The sequence below is a fragment of the Sphingobacterium paramultivorum genome, from assembly GCF_014109745.1.
Taxonomy (GTDB): domain Bacteria; phylum Bacteroidota; class Bacteroidia; order Sphingobacteriales; family Sphingobacteriaceae; genus Sphingobacterium; species Sphingobacterium paramultivorum.
Map to the genome: position 1 here is coordinate 1,048,929 of NZ_CP058555.1, position 16,834 is coordinate 1,065,762.

The window sequence follows — 16,834 nt, forward strand, 5'->3', positions numbered from 1 at the left end:
TGTTACGTAAACATAAAAAACTGGTTATGAAATCATCATCCGCTGTTATTATTTCGATTATAATGGGCGCTGTGCTCTTGCTTGGCACCTGGATATTGGGTACAGCTTATCGCTATAAGTTTAAATCGACGCAGACAATCACTGTTAATGGTAATGCCAAAAAAGATTTCGAATCTGATCTAGTCAAATGGAGTGCTACTTTTAGCCGAAAGAATTACGAATTGAGTGCTGCTTCAGCACAACTGGCCACTGATCGTGATTTGGTGCGGGATTTTTTAGTACAACAGGGGGTTAAAGCCGACGAGATCCGTTTCGAAGCCGTTAATATTGCCAAAGATTTCGAATATCATACAGATGGAAAGGGGAATGGTTATAATACTTTTTCCGGTTATACCTTATCGCAGGCCGTAAGTGTCGAATCCAAAGACTTAAATAAAGTGGACAATGCCTCACGAGAAATATCGACATTAATTTCCAAAGGGATAGAACTTAGCTCCAGCACCCCCAATTATTATTACTCCAAGCTAGAGGATCTGAAATTGGAACTTATTTCACAGGCTTCAAAAAATGCACATCAACGTGCAGACAATATTGCAAAGGAATCGAATGCCGGATTAGGTAATCTGGTAAAGGCTGATCTCGGAATTTTTCAGATAACAGGACAAAACGACAACGAAGAGTACTCTTCTGGCGGTGCATTTAATACAACCTCGAGAAAAAAAACAGCTAATATCACGGTTAAAGCAAGTTTTTTGAGTAACTAATGAAAAATTATTCGACTGAATTTCAGTTCTATATTGGTTTTCGTTGAAAATTTGTTCAAAAAGTTTTCTCCTTTTCAATAAAAAACCTACTTTTGCATCATCCCAAACGGATATGCCCGGATGGCGGAATTGGTAGACGCGCTGGTCTCAAACACCAGTGGGAAACCGTGCCGGTTCGACTCCGGCTCCGGGTACTAAAATCCTCTTTACTTACTGTAAAGAGGATTTTTTTGTGCGTCTATGCTGCATCTGACCTGAAGATTGCCACAAGTTCCGGATTATAGCTAATCAAGGTAGGTACTAAAACAGATACATCCTAATATCAACTTATATCTAATAACAATTTTCAATCAATCTTTAGACAGTGATCAGTCAGTGCTTATTCAATTTGTACTGAATGATCACTGAACAATCACTGAACGATCACTGAGCAAGCACTGAATAAGCATTGTCTCAAGATCTAACTTGGTCACTATTTGATTCTAAGTTGCTGCAGCTATTGCTTGTTCTTTGGTGTTTCTTCGCTTATTGTAGCTACTTTCATTAGACCTTCCTCGGTATTCGTTTGCCGTTTCTTTGGTGTTTCTTTGTTTATTCTTTGGTATTTTAACGATAAAACAGCAATAAAACAGCAATAAAATAGCACAGAAACGGTAAAGTAAGTGTAATCTTGAACCAGACTTGTAGATAAGAAAGATAAATTAACTACCGTCGAAATGGCAATAAGATGGGCTTTTTTTTATAAACTTTCTTTAATCTGAATATTCTTGTTTAAATTGGAAATACCAAATATAAACTTGGATGAAAACAGTTTTTTTATCGCTGGCACTGCTGTGTTTTTTCATTACTCAGGGGCAAGTAGGGTTTGTCTTAAACGGGAAAAAGAATGTTAAAATTCCTTTTCTTTTCGTACATAACCTGGTGATTATCCCTGTACAGGTAAATGGATATATGATGAACTTCCTGTTGGATACGGGGGTTAAAGAAACCATGATATTTGGCGAAACATTAAAGTCAATTGATAGCGCTGTTTTTGTTAATAAATTTCAGGGATTGGGTAGGGAAGAGGGGTTGGATGGCTATTTATCCATACATAATCAGGTGAATATTGCTGGGGTATATGAAGATTTAGACCAACCGATCTATATTCTTCAAAATGCGCATATTGATATCTCTACTCGGATAGGAGTGGAAGTTAATGGAATTATGGGAAGTCGCTTTTTTGAAAACCAAATGATGGAAATGGATTTTCAAAAACATCGTATTACCTTATATGCCAAGGCGAACCGGCCCAAGGGACTTGACAAGATGCAGCGTTTGCCGCTGGATATTTTAAATAGTCGTCCCTATACTTCGGTTGCTTTTAAACAGGGTGATGTTTCTATTGATGGTCGTGTATTGATCGACATGGGAAATAGTGATGCCTTAATGCTTATTCCTTCAAAGCTAAACAATTTTGATATTAAGCCCCCATTTATTGATGACTACATAGGGCAGGGTTTTAACGGTGAGATTTATGGAAAAAGAAATCGAATCCGATCGCTCGAACTTGGGCCGTTTACAATGAACTACCCCTTGGTAGCCTATCCCGAATTGAGTTCGTTACAGCATGCAACATTTGTGAGCGAAAGAATAGGTTCCATTGGAAACGAGTTGTTACGCCGATTTAAGGTCGTATTCGATTATCCCAACAAGTCGATATATCTTCATAAGAATAAAGATTTTGATCGCTTTTATTATCTGAATATGAGTGGCTTGGAGATTATACATGATGGCATTAAATACGAAAAAGAAGAAATACCTGTCGTTCTGCAAAAAGATGGCGGCACAGAGGTAAGAATGGGCAACAGCGTACAGTATCGCTTTGTACTTCGAAATATGTACAAAATTGCGACCGTTCGTGATGGTTCGCCTGCGGCAATCGCAGGACTAATACCCGGAGATAAGGTTGTACGGATCAATGGTAGATCTGCATCGTCATTTTCCCTGGAGTCAATTCACAATCTTTTTAAATCAGAAGAGGGAAAGGAAATGTATTTTCGAGTGACCAGAGGCGAGAAGACACTCGATTTTAAATTTGTGTTAAAGGATCCGCTTCCATTTAACTCGGATTAAATTTTCGCGAATTTTTCTATTTTAAACTGAACTTACTTATATTTGCACTTGATAATAATATTTTAATAATTTAAACACGAAAAGATATGTTGGTCGCTAGAATAATAACACAGCAAGCTTTTAAGGCAAATGGATTTGCCGAAAGCAATCTTCGTGCTTTTCGTCCTATTTAAGATATTCTTCGAAATAGGAGCGCATCATGTTTGTTCAATCCGCTGGAGTGAATAATCAGGTCGCTTTACTTCTTTTGAAAAACCAATTTATACAGATGAAAAAGCCGAAGTTCATTCGGGCTTTTTAATTTTCCGGATTTTCGTTTCTATTTAGATAGTCAAAGCTCTTCAGGGATGCAGCGTTTTAAAAAAACAGGTGCGTTCGACTCTATAGGAGTAATTGACTGTGCATTAAGAAAAATGCTTAATAGAATCGTAATCCCTAAAAGAATATTCCCGAAATTTTTTCAAAAAGGCTGCCGATTTCCAAGAGGAAATTGATGGCTAATTATTTATATTTTTTATAAAAATGGGAAGTAAATTATCTGGAAAAGATCTAGTAAAAATAGGTTTTCCACAAAATAATATAGTTAATACAGCTTTAGGGCTGATCACAAGGTATCGAAAGAGGGAAAATAAAGAAACCATTCTTCTTGAACTTGCTGAGTTGATAGAAGCTCCGCAGCGATTTATGGCGCATAAAATATGGGGAAAGGTCTCTGAAGGACTTGTTAAACCTGTTGAAGTACGCATGCAGGAGCTTCATTCACATTGTGCTCCATTTAGCATATTTGGTGAAAATGAAATTGATGAGCAGGCAAAAAGACAGTTGTATGATGCACTGAGATTGCCTATTTCAAGACAAGGTGCACTGATGCCGGATGCACATACAGGTTATGGCCTTCCCATCGGTGGGGTACTGGCCACAGAAAATGCTGTTATACCCTATGGTGTAGGCGTAGATATTGGTTGTCGGATGAGCCTGTCGATATTCGACTTACCAGGCAGTTATTTCAAAGGGAGGGAGTTCCAACTGAAAAATATATTGAAGGAAAACACCAAATTTGGTTTAAATGACACTCATCGTGATAAGCATGACCATGTTGTTTTCAGTAGAACTGAATTTCAGGAAATCCCACTATTAAAATCCCTGTTGGGTAAAGCTTACAGACAATTTGGGACTTCTGGTAGTGGAAATCACTTTGTCGAATTGGGCATTGTTGAGCTTCAAACCGTGCGGGAGGAATGGGGGATAAATCCAGGACAGTACTTGGGGATTTTATCCCATAGTGGCTCTCGAGGTTTGGGGGCGAATATCGCTAAGCATTACACAAGCCTTGCGGCGCAACAATGTCCATTACCACGTCATGTCCAACATTTGGCCTGGTTGGATTTAGCAAGCCAAGAAGGACAAGAATACTGGATGGCAATGAATTTGGCTGGGGAGTATGCCCAAGCCTGTCATGCAGACATCCACCGACGTTTGGCTAAAGCACTTGGCGGTAATCCCATGGTAACGATCGAAAATCATCATAATTTCGCATGGAAGGAATTAGTGAATGGGGAGGAATGCATTGTTCATCGGAAGGGAGCAACGCCTGCAGGCAAGGGCGTGCTGGGGGTGATTCCCGGCTCGATGACAGCACCAGGGTTCATTGTTGAGGGAACGGGAAACCCCTTAAGTTTACAGTCTGCATCCCATGGAGCGGGGCGTGTCATGTCGAGATCCGCCTGCAAAAATAATTTGACAAAAAGCGCTATGCTGAAAGATCTGGAAGCACATGGTGTAGAATTGATTGGCGGTGCGTTGGATGAATCACCACGTGCGTATAAAGATATTCATCGGGTGATGCAATTACAGCAGGAGTTGGTAACTGTTCTCGGAATGTTTAGTCCGAAGATTGTACGTATGGACAAATAAGGTTATGAAAGAAAGGTATTTACAAATTTCTTCGGGACGAGGTCCTAAGGAATGTAATATGGCCGTTAGGTTGGTAGTCGACAGAATCTCTTTTGAAGGTAGTAAAGTTGGAGTTGAAGTCACGGAAATAGAAACAGAAGAAGTTGATGGACTTCCTTGTTCGTTAATCGTCAGATTTAGAGGAAAAGATATGGATCAATTGATTGATCATTGGATTGGTACAGTCTGTTGGGTGTGTAAAAGCCCTTTTCGTCCTTTACACAAACGGAAGAATTGGTTTGTCGAAATTAAAACGTATCATCCGGGTGAAAAGGAAAAGGTGTTGGATTTAAAGCATGTATATTTCCAAACGATGCGAAGTAGCGGTGCAGGTGGACAGCATGTTAATAAAGTAAGTTCTGGCGTTAGAGCGACGCATGCTCCGACAGGGATAAGTGTTCAGGTGATGGACACGAGATCGCAATTGCAGAATAAAGAGATCGCAATGCAGCGCTTGGCTGCACGTCTGCGGGATTTGGAAAGCGTTGAGTTAAATACGGCCAAAGAGCAAAAATGGAAAAACCAAATCGAGGTGACACGGGGACAGTCGAAACGGGTCTTTTATGGTCAGAAATTTATTGAGAATTAATAATTTGTATTGTTTTTACTGAAGCGAAAACCCTTGCTAATATATTGGCAAGGGTTTGTTTTTTTTAGTGGTATTCTATTGTTTAATAAGGGGTTGTGGTTTGTTTGTTCAGGCTTGGTGATATGGCTTTAGCTGTGTGAGACTTGTAATATTTTAACATTTGATGTTAAAATATGGGTAATATTGGTCAATATCATAGCGTGCTCTGTTTCAACATTTGCATAAATTAGATTTTATAAAAGCATTTTAAACTAACTAACAGAGACTAGCTTATGAACAAAAGAAGTATTGCAATACTAGCATCCAATATACTAGTATGTTCTGCGCTTTATGCCCAAACAGCACTTAAAGGCAAAGTGTTGGATCAAGATGGCAAACCAATACCGGGGGTATCGGTGACCATTCGAGGCGGTGCCGGCACGCAGACAGGAATTGATGGTGGATTTTCATTAACATATACAGGTGGAGGAGTTTTAAATGTCACTGCAGTTGGTTACAAATCTAAGCAGATTCAACTTAGTAATCAAACGAATTTAAACGTTACATTAGAATCTTCAGCGGAGAATTTAGATGAAGTGGTGGTTACCGCATTAGGTATCACAAGGGAGAAAAAATCGTTGGGTTATGCTATGCAGGAGGTTAAAGCAAAAGAACTGACAGATGCAGGACAATATAGCCTAACAGGCGCATTGGCGGGAAAGGTTGCGGGGGTACAGGTGAACCAATTTGGTGGAGCTATAGGTTCTTCTGCCCGTATTTCTATCCGTGGAAATACGTCATTACAGGCAAATCAGCAACCGCTTATCGTAGTGGATGGTATTCCTATTACAAATGATTCTCAACGTAGTGGTGATAATACGTATAGCGGGGTGGATTACGGGTCGGGTTTAAATGACATTAATCCAGATGATATAGAAAGCATCAACGTACTGAAAGGTGGGGCAGCGGCACTATACGGTATGCGTGCTGGTACAGGCGTTATTATGATTACGACAAAATCTGGAAAACGCGCCGAAAACGGAGTGCAGATTTCGTACGATGGTAATTTTTCCATCGACAGGGCGGCCAATTTACCGAAGTACCAAAATTTATATGGTCAGGGATCACGGGGGGATGAATACAGTTTTAAGAAATTTGGTGGAAATCTATCCTATCAGGATTATGTAACCCAAAATTCATTCAGTTATGTTGATGGTACAGGAAACATTGGTGTTAATGATAATATCGATGAATCTTGGGGTCCTCGCATGGACATTGGCTTGTTGATACCACAGTTTAATAGCCCGGTTGTGAATGGTGTACGCCAGGCAACAGCATGGAATTCGCATAAAAATAATGTTAGAGAGTTCTTCCAAACTGGTTTTTCCCAAAATCATAACATTTCATTGCTTTCCAAATCAGATCGATCGTCTACACGTGCTTCAATCTCTTACCGAAATCAAACCGGAACGGTGCCTAATACGGATCAGAAAAAATATACAGCGCAATTAAATAATGAATATAAGGTTAGTGATAAAGTGTCTTATGACATTATGAGTAATTTTACGCGCACAGAAAGTAACAACTTGGTCACTCAGGGATATGATGCTGCCAATCCAATGAATGGCCTGATCTGGTTTGGCCGTCAGGTGGATATGCAGGACTTGAAAAAGAACTGGGATCAAAAAGATGCACAAGGGAAATATACCTATTACAATTGGAATTCCGCTTACCATATGAATCCTTTTTATACGATGCATGAGTCTCTTAATGCTATGAAAATGAACCGTGTTTTTGGTAAGACCTCATTGTATTATCAACCCTTTGATTTTTTGAAATTTGAGGGACGTGTAGGCTTGGATTACTATAATACACATATGTTTGAAACGACATATTTTAACTTTGATAATAAGAATGGAAAGTTCGATGAAATAAAAAATAGTAATTCCGATTTTAATGCAGATTTTATTGCAAATTTTAATAAACAGTTTGGCGATCTGAGTTTAACCGGTATTTTGGGGGCAAATTATCGGGACTATCAATATGAAACAAATACACTAGGAGCAAAAGGATTAAATGTGTTGGGGGTCTATACCATTTCGAATAAAATCGGAGATGCTTACACCTTTATGGACCATTCTAAAGGCCGTTCCAATTCGGTATATGGACAGGCTAATTTGGGCTGGAAAGATCAATTGTATTTAGATTTAACAGCGCGGAACGATTGGTCTTCAACGTTAAAAAAATCCTTTTTTTATCCTTCGGCAAGTTTAAGCTGGATTCCAACAGCTTCATTTGAAGGTCTGAAAAGTGATTATTTGAATTTTTGGAAAATGCGATTTAATTTGGTTAAAGTAGGTAACGCTACACGACCTTATCAAAATGGAAACTATTATTATGCGCAAACAGACGCCTATAATAACCTGGCGCAAATGTACAAAAGCATGGTTTATGCCATTGAAGGCTTGGAACCTGAAGCCATTACGTCTTATGAAATTGGTACTGAACTTGGTTTATTCAAAGACCGGCTCCATTTAGATGTTACCTATTATCAAAAGGTAAATAAAAAACAATTGCTCCCAGTAACGACCTCCAATGTGGTTGGGTTTAGCAGTATCTTCCTAAATGCGGGAGAAATTCGAAGTAAAGGTATTGAAGTTCAGTTACGCGGCGATATCCTGAAGCGCGAAGATGGGTTGAACTGGACAACGACTGTCAACTTTTCAAAAGATAGAAACAAGGTTGTTGAACTTTATCCCGAATTGGGTTTGAAAGACTATAGACAGGGTTGGACTTGGGGTATTTCCAATATGGCGTCTGTAGGACGCCCATGGGGCAGCTTGGTAGGACCTGGTTATGATCGTGTAGAAGATGGGCCTATGAAAGGTGCTATTAAAGTGGGGTCCAACGGTCTGGTTTCTACACCTATTGATGGTCAAGTGATTGGTAATGCTGTGCCAGACTTCTTGGCTTCGATGCGTAATGACTTCACCTTTAAAGATTTTAGATTTGGCTTTATGCTCGATTTCCGTAAGGGAGGAGATATTTGGTCACAAACAATGTCCCATGGTTATGCGACGGGTATAGCTGAAATTACTGCTGCGGATGGCATTCGTGAAAGGGCTATTCTTGCCGGTCGTGACGTGATGAAAAACGAACGATTTGCAATGTCAGACGGAAAAGGAGGCTGGGTCGCAAATACCATAGAGACTACTGCGCAGGACTGGTATGAAAATGGAGGCATTGCCGAAATGTATGTTTTTGATGGTTCTTTTCTGAAATTAAGAGAAGCCTATATTTCGTATAATTTACCTAAACATCTGTATAGTAAAATAAAAGGGATTAAGCGTGCTAATATTTCTGTCACAGGTACCAATTTAGCATTGCTTTGGGTACATAAATCGAATACGATGCGGTTGGATCCGGAAGGCGGAGGTGTATCTAGTGATTCTAGAGGTGTAGGATTTGAGCAAGCCAGTGTTCCAAACTCAAGAAGTATAGGTCTTAAACTTGGTTTTACATTTTAATTAACACATAAAGTTTAAGATTTAGAACCCCAAAAAAATTATGATTATGAATACTTTCATTAAAAAACTAAAATATACGCCTTTTTTAGCAGTTCTTCTGGTTACAGGGTGTACCAAGAATTTTGAGAAAATAAATACCGATCCGGATGCTTTAAATGATGTTCCGCCACAAAACATGCTGGTTAATGTGATGCGGAATGCAGGTGACCAATTTGGTGGCGATGTTGATGGGTATGGTACATTTGCTGGGTATATTGTTAAAATTCAATATCCTGATAATTTAAGTGGATTGATCCCAACAAATAATACTTATGGCAATCGCTGGGCCGCTTGTTACTATAATATCACCCAAATGAAGGATCTGCTAAAAAGGACTGATGCCACTGCAGAGGGGTATAAAAATACAAGGGCTATAGCAAGAATTTGGAATAACTATATGTGGTCCTATTTATTGGATGGCTGGGGAGATATTCCGTATTCAGAGGCATTTAAAGGACGGCCAGATGATGGTTCCGTATTAAAAGCCAAATACGATAAGCAAGAAGATATTTTTCCAGCGGTGTTAGCCGATCTCAAATCAATTGCGGATGAACTAGCCGCTGGGATTGGTGCCGATGAAACATTGGAATACGATATCGTGTATGGGCCTAAAAATTCTGGGCCAGATAATCTAAAGCAGCAAATGCTGAAATGGCAGAAATTCTGTAATTCTTTGCGTTTGCGGATGGCGATGCGGATATCATCCGTTGCTCCTGCTTTAGCTAAATCTACGATTGAAGAAATTGCAGGTAATAAGACAAAATATCCAATCATCGAAACCAACGCGGAAAATTGTCAAATGGTTTATCCGGGAACGCTGCCTTATATGGAACCATGGTACAAATCAGGTATCAATGGTAATCGGATCAACAACTGGGGTATGTTTGATATTTTTATCGATCATTTGAATGAAACAAAAGATCCTAGAATTGCTTCGATTGCACAGAAAAATAATGCCGGTAAGTATGTAGGATTTGTCAACGGTTCGCTTACCAACCCTTCTCCATCGACATCAATTTCATGGATTGGTTTGCATTACATCAACAATCCTGCTGGAGCAGTACCTTTTTATCGTGCATGTGAAAGTTATTATACATTAGCAGAAGCTGCTTTATCGGGATATAATGTTGGAATTTCCGCTAAAGATGCCTATGAAAAAGCTGTGACATTATCAATGGAAGATAATGACGTTGCAGCATCCGATGTTACGACTTATCTTGCCGGAGCTGGTAAATTTGATGGAACGAAAAATCGCATCTATTGGGATATGTGGGTCGCTCTGTTTAAAGAAAATTTTGAAGCCTGGAGTTTGTACAGAAGGACTGGAATTCCTAGCACCAACTATCCTTCAAAAATTCAAAATTCTGCAATCGCACATACAGATCAGCCTTGGCGTTTGCCTTACCCGAATAATGAGTATTTATATAATACAGAAAACGTGACAGCAGCAGCAGCTGGAACTGTAAATTATAATTGGGGAAAACGATTGTGGTGGGCAAAAGACAATGGAAAAAACTAGTTTAAAATGTTTTATTGAGCGGGTATCGAAAGATCCCGCTTTTTTTTGCTCGTTTGGATAACAATTTACTCCCACAGTGGACTAAGATGTCTTGTTGACATTTTGGATAAAGCCTCAATTTCAAAAAGTTGAGGCTTTTTAATTGGTAATACATCCCTTTAAAAAAGGAGTGTACAGTTGTCAAAGGTATTTAGCAGACTGAGGGAAGGCTTTAGCCGCTGAAATAATTTACAATAATTAATTGGGGTAATACCGTATTTTCTTCTGTGATTTACCTTTAATGTAGAAAATAATTTGCTTTATTGCGTTGATAATTAGTATCTTTAAGAGGGAGGCTCTAAAAAGGAGTTCTTCAGACTAAGTAAACTTAAGTAATCGCTGTAGCCTGTATCTAGAGAAGGCTATAGGGTTTGGAATTTCAAATTCGATATTATGATAAAATCCCCGGGCTTCCTTTTTAAGGAAGCGATCAAGAATGAAAAACCATTACAAATTGTTGGAGCGATTAATGCTAATCATGCCCTTTTGGCTGAACAGGCTGGTTTTAAAGCTATTTATCTTTCAGGAGGAGGTGTCGCAGCCGGTTCACTGGGAATTCCAGATCTTGGGATAACAACACTTCAGGATGTTTTGATTGATGTGGATCGCATTACAAATGTGTGTAAACTTCCTTTGCTAGTGGATATTGATACTGGCTTCGGGCCTTCGGCATTCAATGTTGCACGTACAATAAAGTCTTTAATTAAAGTGGGAGCGGCCGCAGTCCACATGGAGGATCAGGTGGGGGCTAAACGTTGTGGGCACCGGCCTGGGAAAGAGCTCGTCTCTCGGGCTGAAATGGTTGATCGCCTGAAAGCGGCGGTGGACGCACGAACGGATGAGCATTTTGCCATTGGTGCACGTACAGATGCACTTGGTTCTGAAGGCCTTGAACTTGCTTTGGAAAGAGCGGTGGCTTATAAAGAAGCTGGAGCGGACTTTATTTTTGCTGAAGCAGTACATCATTTGGAGCAATACGTTCAATTTAGTGCGGCAACTGGCCTTCCTATTTTGGCGAATATCACCGAATTTGGACAAACACCGTTGTTTAGCCTGAATGAACTACGTCAAGCGGATGTTTCTATTGTCCTTTATCCACTATCTGCTTTCCGCGCCGCTAATAAGGCGGCTACAAATGTTTATCGTCACATTCGGGAAGACGGTGGGCAGCTTAATGTGATTGACGACATGCAGACGAGAGAAGAGTTATACAGAAGTATCGATTATTATGCCTATGAAAATCGATTGGATCAATTGTTTAACAAATAATTATATTCAGATGGAAGAGACAAACAGCACAGGTTTTAAGCCCAAAAAAAGTGTAGCACTCTCTGGTGTAGCAGCTGGTAATACGGCTTTGAGCACTGTCGGAAAAAGTGGTAATGATCTGCATTATAGGGGCTATGATATTTTAGATCTGGCGCATCAGGCAAGTTTTGAAGAGGTCGCTTATTTACTTATTTATGGAAGTCTACCAACACAGGCACAGCTCGTCACTTATCAAAGTCAGTTGATCAGTCAACGTGGTCTACCTATTACTGTTCAACAGGTCCTCAAGCAATTGCCATCGACGGCACATGCCATGGATGTTTTACGGACTTATGTTTCATTTTTCGGCAGCGTTTCGCCCGAGAAAGACAGTCATCCCATTACTGGTGCCTGTGACATTGCAACTCGCCTGATGGCTTCGATGGCCTCAGCACTGTTGTACTGGTATCATTTTAGTCAGCATGGACGTGAGGTGCAGGTAGAGACATCAGATGCAACGTTGGGCGGGCATTTTTTGCATTTGCTACACGGAAAATCGCCATCGTCTTCTTGGGTAAGAGCGATGCAGATTTCACTCAATTTATATGCCGAACATGAGTTTAATGCATCTACATTCACCGCTCGGGTAATCGCCGGTACAGGATCAGATATGTATTCCTGCATCGCTGGTGCGATAGGTGCGCTACGTGGACCTAAACATGGCGGAGCCAATGAGGTCGCTTTCGAAATTCAGAGTCGTTATGCAAATGCTGATGAGGCAGAAGCGGATATCCGGAAGCGATTGGCAAACAAAGAAGTCATTATTGGTTTTGGCCATCCTGTATATACAATCTCGGATCCAAGAAATCAAGTGATAAAACAAGTGGCCAAAGAGCTGTCGGAAGAAGCGGGCGACATGACGCTCTACCTGATCGCTGAACGGTTGGAAAAAGTCATGTGGGAAGAAAAGAAAATGTTTCCGAACCTGGACTGGTATTCTGCGGTGTCCTATCATATTATGGGCATTCCAACGGAGATGTTTACGCCGTTATTTGTCCTCTCACGTATTACCGGCTGGTCAGCGCATGTTTTCGAGCAGCGTCAGGATGGAAAAATTATCCGACCAAGTGCAAATTATGTTGGTCCTGAGGACAGACCTTTTGTACCTCTTTCCGAACGGTAAATTTGGATCGGGAAAAGGCATTAAAAAGTACTTTTTAAACGTTGGGCTTTGAGGAAGAGCTTAGCTCAGAAAAAAACGAATTATATTAATAAATAGAACGAGAGTCTTATACGAAAATACACGAATGAGTTCAGCAATATCAAATGAAAGACCACAACCGGATCAGGGTTTAGTGGACATTGTGGACTATGTCCTAAATTATAAAATTGAGGAAAAAGTCGCTTGGAATACGGCCTTTTACTGTTTTCTCGATACCATTGGCTGCGGCTTGGAAGCATTAACCTATCCTGCCTGCACCAAATTGTTGGGGCCAGTTGTGGCAGGGACCATCGTGCCGAACGGTGCTCGGGTACCGGGTACAAATTTTCAATTGGATCCCGTTCAGGCAGCATTCAATATCGGCACGATTGTTCGATGGTTGGATTTTAATGATACCTGGCTGGCAGCAGAATGGGGGCATCCATCCGATAATCTAGGGGGAATCTTAGCTGTGGCAGATTGGTTGAGCCGAACAAATATTGCAAACGGGCAAAAACCGCTGAAAGCTAGGACGGTGCTTGAGGCAATGATTATGGCCCATGAGATACAAGGTGTCTTAGCACTTGAAAACTCGTTTAATAAAGTGGGGCTAGACCATGTTATTTTGGTGAAGGTAGCTTCAACAGCGGTCGTAGGGAGGCTCATTGGCCTCACAAGAGAAGAGCTGCTCAACGCGGTTTCTTTGGCTTTTGTGGATGGACAAGCCCTACGCACTTATCGGCATGCGCCAAATACAGGTAGCCGAAAATCTTGGGCAGCCGGAGATGCAACTTCACGTGCTGTCCGATTGGCCCTGATAGCAAAAACTGGAGAAATGGGCTATCCTTCTGTTTTGACAGCACCAATATGGGGATTTTATGATGTGTCTTTTAACGGAAATCCATTTAAGTTTCAGCGGGGATATGGATCATATGTGATGGAAAATATTCTTTTTAAGATTTCTTTTCCAGCTGAGTTCCATGCACAGACAGCAGCAGAAGCTGCTATGCAACTTCATCAACAACTGAAAGAATTTGGAAAAAGCAGCTCAGATATCGCCCGTGTAACCATTCGTACACATGAAGCGGCTATCCGTATCATTGATAAAAAGGGGCCTTTACATAACCCTGCAGACCGTGATCATTGTATCCAATACATGGTGGCTGTTCCGTTGATCTTCGGCCGTTTGACGGCTGATGACTATGAAAACCATATCGCTTCGGATCCAAGAATTGATGCGCTTCGCGATAAGATCTCCTGCGTGGAAGATGCTCAATTCACTGCTGACTATCACGACCCACAGAAACGTGCGATATCAAATGCTTTAACAATTGAACTGATTGACGGTACAATATTGCCTGAATTGGTCGTTGAATACCCGATAGGTCATCCAAGAAGGAGGGCAGAGGGAATCCCTAAATTAATCGAAAAATACAAAACAAATCTTGCTCGGGTATTTTCTGAAAAACAGCAAAAGGAAATACTTACAGCTACCTTGGATTACGATACTTTTCTCGAACAGGATGTCTCGCAACTGATGGATTTGTTTGTGCGCTAATGATATATAGAGCACGGGGTGATCGAACTATTTGTTTTGTCACCCCTGCTTTCGTTTCTATTATAGCGTTAACTACACCGAATATTCTTTTTAAGGTTGCAACCTTTTGTTTTTATGATTACCTGATACTTTAGTGCACTTAAACAGCTTATGTACGCTTCTTTAGAAGAAAGAACATAGATTGGCTACTCTATCGCCAATTTGAGTCAAAACCACTATAAAATCTGAAATTCTTTTTTGCCAGCTCTCTTAAAGATTCTGGTATATCCCATTGCTCGCCTTTGGTTAGAAAGTTTTCGCATTCAGCAATGAAAATAGGAAGCGTTGTGCGGTCGATATGTCCAAATACGCCACCTGTATAGGATGCATACCCTACACCTAAAATAGAACCAATGTCGCCATCGATGGGTTGGTTGAGTACGCCTTCTGCGAGACATCGATAACTATCCAATGCCATGACATGCAACAAACGTTTCCGGATAATTGAAGGTGTTACATTTTCTTTTGTAGATGCAATTACAGGGTTTTTCCAAATGGTTTTCTTTTTGGTTTCATGGTCATAATCGTAAAATCCAGCGCCCGATTTTTTTCCTTTTCGTTCCTGATTGACCATTTCTTTGAGGTAGGTATATGCACGTTTTTGGCTGGGATGCAGACCGGGTAATTGATCATAAACGTGTAGCATCAATTCCAATGATATCTCATCCAATACTGCCAATGGGCCCACGGCAAAACCTGCAGCCATCGCTTCCTCTTCGACCAGTGTCGGTGAGATGCCTTCCAGTACCATTGTAATACCTTCGAGTAAATAATTGAAGAAAATACGCGAGGTGAAAAAGCCCGGGCCATCCTGCACGACTATCGGAATTTTATTGAGGCGTAAAGCTGTGGTAAGTGCTTTCTCTAAGGTTTTTTGCTCGGTTTGTTTACCGCAGATGATTTCGACAAGTGGCATGCGGTCAACAGGGGAAAAGAAATGCATCCCTATAAAATTTTCAGGATCATTGGTTGCTTTAGCAAGTTCAGTAATAGGCAATGAAGTGGTATTTGTAGCGAAAAAGCCATTTTCGTTTAAATAGGGTAGGCTTTCTTTTGTCACCTCAGCCTTTAGGCGGAAATCTTCAAATACAGCTTCTATAATGCAGTCAGACCCATTAAGGTCATCGACTTGGTCAGTTGGTTTTATGCGCGCAAGCAATTGCTCTCGTTGTGATGGGCTCATGGCCCCTAAAGCCAGTGATTTTTCACAAACCTGGCTAGAATAGGTTTTACCTCGTTCGGCTTGGGGAAGTGTAACGTCTTTTAAAGCAACTTCTATTCCTGCTCGGGCGGCCTCATAAGCAATCCCCGAGCCCATCATTCCAGCGCCCAGTATGCCTATTTTTTTTAGGCTATAGTCCCCAAGATGTTTTATACTGTTGGGTGACTTTGCCAATTGGACAGCATAATGAAGTGTACGGACCATGCTGAGTGGTTCGGGGCTATTTAACACTTCTAGGTATAAATTTGCTTCTCTCTCACTAGCTTCAATCGCTGTAGATGACGGGTTTTTTCTTAATAATTCAATAACTGCGTTTGTGCCGGGGTATAAACCGCGTGTTTTTTTTTGGATAGTAAGAATTGCTTCAGGCGTCAGTTCGTCAATTTGTTCTGTTTGATGGTCAGCATTGGTGCTGGGTAGATTAAGTATCCAGTTTATTGCTAATGATAGGCTGTCGCTGGGCTTCTGCGTCAATTCATTGATCAACCCAAGTTTATGTGCTTCTTCACTGCTCAGAAGTTTGCTTTGTGTCAGCAGATTTAGGGCATTTTCAGTACCTATCAATGCTGGTAAATAGATCGTTGTGCCAAAAGCTGTAAACAAACCATACTTACTCTCCGGAAAGCCAAACTGAAGTTTTTCGGAGGCGATACGACAATTAGACCATAGCATAGTCGCTAGGGCAATAGCTGTACAATTGTGTGAAATAAGAGATACAATGGGTTTTTTAAACGTTTCCCAATGCAATACTTTTGATGTAAGCTTGTATAAGTCCGAAGGGCTTGAGCGGCTTGAAGAAAACTGCTCAAATAATTGCGTATATTCGATTTTTTTGTCCTGAATCGGGCAGCTGTATATGACACCTATGGTATCTTCCCGTTCGAGAATGAACGTAACCAAATCAACAAATTGCGTGAGATAGTCTATAATATCCAACTGCTCGGGAGCCGCTGTCGATATAGGATGGATTGTAATGATGTGATGATTATCCTGTTCTACACGAAAGAGCGTGTGGGTCATATAAGATTTATTTTCATCCATT

The 16,834-nt window shown here is 40.6% G+C and carries 10 protein-coding genes and 1 tRNA gene; 10 read left to right on the forward strand and 1 reads right to left on the reverse strand.

Features of this window, described 5'->3' with window-relative positions; all coding sequences use genetic code 11:
• Positions 1 to 26: 26 nt before the first annotated feature.
• The 10 genes from HS960_RS04250 to HS960_RS04295 all read left to right on the forward strand — a co-directional run bounded on the left by HS960_RS04250 (position 27) and on the right by HS960_RS04295 (position 14,531).
• Entirely contained in the window at positions 27 to 764 is a 738-nt protein-coding gene (locus HS960_RS04250) for an SIMPL domain-containing protein (protein ID WP_120332779.1), read from the forward strand.
• A gap of 114 nt (positions 765 to 878) precedes the next feature.
• A tRNA-Leu gene (locus tag HS960_RS04255) sits at positions 879 to 958 on the forward strand.
• Positions 959 to 1,565: 607 nt separating this feature from the next.
• Positions 1,566 to 2,879 carry a PDZ domain-containing protein gene (locus HS960_RS04260; protein ID WP_182331350.1) on the forward strand — a complete coding sequence of 438 codons (1,314 nt, stop codon included), beginning with the start codon at positions 1,566 to 1,568 and terminating at the stop codon, positions 2,877 to 2,879.
• A 522-nt stretch (positions 2,880 to 3,401) separates the two neighbouring features.
• Complete coding sequence (locus HS960_RS04265; RefSeq protein WP_182331352.1) at positions 3,402 to 4,793, forward strand: RtcB family protein; 1,392 nt, start codon at positions 3,402 to 3,404, stop codon at positions 4,791 to 4,793.
• 4 nt (positions 4,794 to 4,797) lie between these two features.
• On the forward strand, positions 4,798 to 5,421 hold the full coding sequence (gene prfH / locus HS960_RS04270) for a peptide chain release factor H (protein WP_159730812.1): 624 nt from the start codon (positions 4,798 to 4,800) through the stop codon (positions 5,419 to 5,421).
• A 272-nt stretch (positions 5,422 to 5,693) separates the two neighbouring features.
• Positions 5,694 to 8,927 carry a SusC/RagA family TonB-linked outer membrane protein gene (locus tag HS960_RS04275; RefSeq protein WP_159730810.1) on the forward strand — a complete coding sequence of 1,078 codons (3,234 nt, stop codon included), beginning with the start codon at positions 5,694 to 5,696 and terminating at the stop codon, positions 8,925 to 8,927.
• A 46-nt stretch (positions 8,928 to 8,973) separates the two neighbouring features.
• Entirely contained in the window at positions 8,974 to 10,485 is a 1,512-nt protein-coding gene (locus HS960_RS04280; RefSeq protein WP_159730808.1) for a SusD/RagB family nutrient-binding outer membrane lipoprotein, read from the forward strand.
• A 432-nt stretch (positions 10,486 to 10,917) separates the two neighbouring features.
• Positions 10,918 to 11,793 (forward strand): methylisocitrate lyase, encoded by an 876-nt coding sequence (gene prpB / locus HS960_RS04285; protein ID WP_182331354.1) that lies wholly within the window; start codon positions 10,918 to 10,920, stop codon positions 11,791 to 11,793.
• 10 nt (positions 11,794 to 11,803) lie between these two features.
• Positions 11,804 to 12,955, forward strand: coding sequence for a bifunctional 2-methylcitrate synthase/citrate synthase (gene prpC / locus HS960_RS04290; protein ID WP_182331356.1), 1,152 nt, complete (start codon positions 11,804 to 11,806; stop codon positions 12,953 to 12,955).
• Between the two features lie 124 nt (positions 12,956 to 13,079).
• Complete coding sequence (locus HS960_RS04295; protein WP_182331358.1) at positions 13,080 to 14,531, forward strand: bifunctional 2-methylcitrate dehydratase/aconitate hydratase; 1,452 nt, start codon at positions 13,080 to 13,082, stop codon at positions 14,529 to 14,531.
• Between the two features lie 190 nt (positions 14,532 to 14,721).
• Here the strand turns inward: HS960_RS04295 and HS960_RS04300 are convergent, their stop codons facing one another.
• The gene (locus HS960_RS04300; RefSeq protein WP_182331360.1) at positions 14,722 to 16,833 is read right to left on the reverse strand and encodes a 3-hydroxyacyl-CoA dehydrogenase NAD-binding domain-containing protein; all 2,112 of its coding nucleotides are present in this window, start codon (positions 16,831 to 16,833) and stop codon (positions 14,722 to 14,724) included.
• Position 16,834 lies beyond the last annotated feature (1 nt).

Bases quoted from the DNA above. Each gene is read 5' to 3' on its own strand.
- HS960_RS04280 (WP_159730808.1), top strand. From the start codon at position 8,974: ATGAATACTTTCATTAAAAAACTAAAATATACGCCTTTTTTAGCAGTT.
- HS960_RS04250 (WP_120332779.1), top strand. From the start codon at position 27: ATGAAATCATCATCCGCTGTTATTATTTCGATTATAATGGGCGCTGTG.
- prfH (WP_159730812.1), top strand. From the start codon at position 4,798: ATGAAAGAAAGGTATTTACAAATTTCTTCGGGACGAGGTCCTAAGGAA.
- HS960_RS04295 (WP_182331358.1), top strand. From the start codon at position 13,080: ATGAGTTCAGCAATATCAAATGAAAGACCACAACCGGATCAGGGTTTA.
- HS960_RS04265 (WP_182331352.1), top strand. From the start codon at position 3,402: ATGGGAAGTAAATTATCTGGAAAAGATCTAGTAAAAATAGGTTTTCCA.
- HS960_RS04275 (WP_159730810.1), top strand. From the start codon at position 5,694: ATGAACAAAAGAAGTATTGCAATACTAGCATCCAATATACTAGTATGT.
- prpB (WP_182331354.1), top strand. From the start codon at position 10,918: ATGATAAAATCCCCGGGCTTCCTTTTTAAGGAAGCGATCAAGAATGAA.
- HS960_RS04260 (WP_182331350.1), top strand. From the start codon at position 1,566: ATGAAAACAGTTTTTTTATCGCTGGCACTGCTGTGTTTTTTCATTACT.
- HS960_RS04300 (WP_182331360.1), bottom strand. From the start codon at position 16,833: ATGGATGAAAATAAATCTTATATGACCCACACGCTCTTTCGTGTAGAA.
- prpC (WP_182331356.1), top strand. From the start codon at position 11,804: ATGGAAGAGACAAACAGCACAGGTTTTAAGCCCAAAAAAAGTGTAGCA.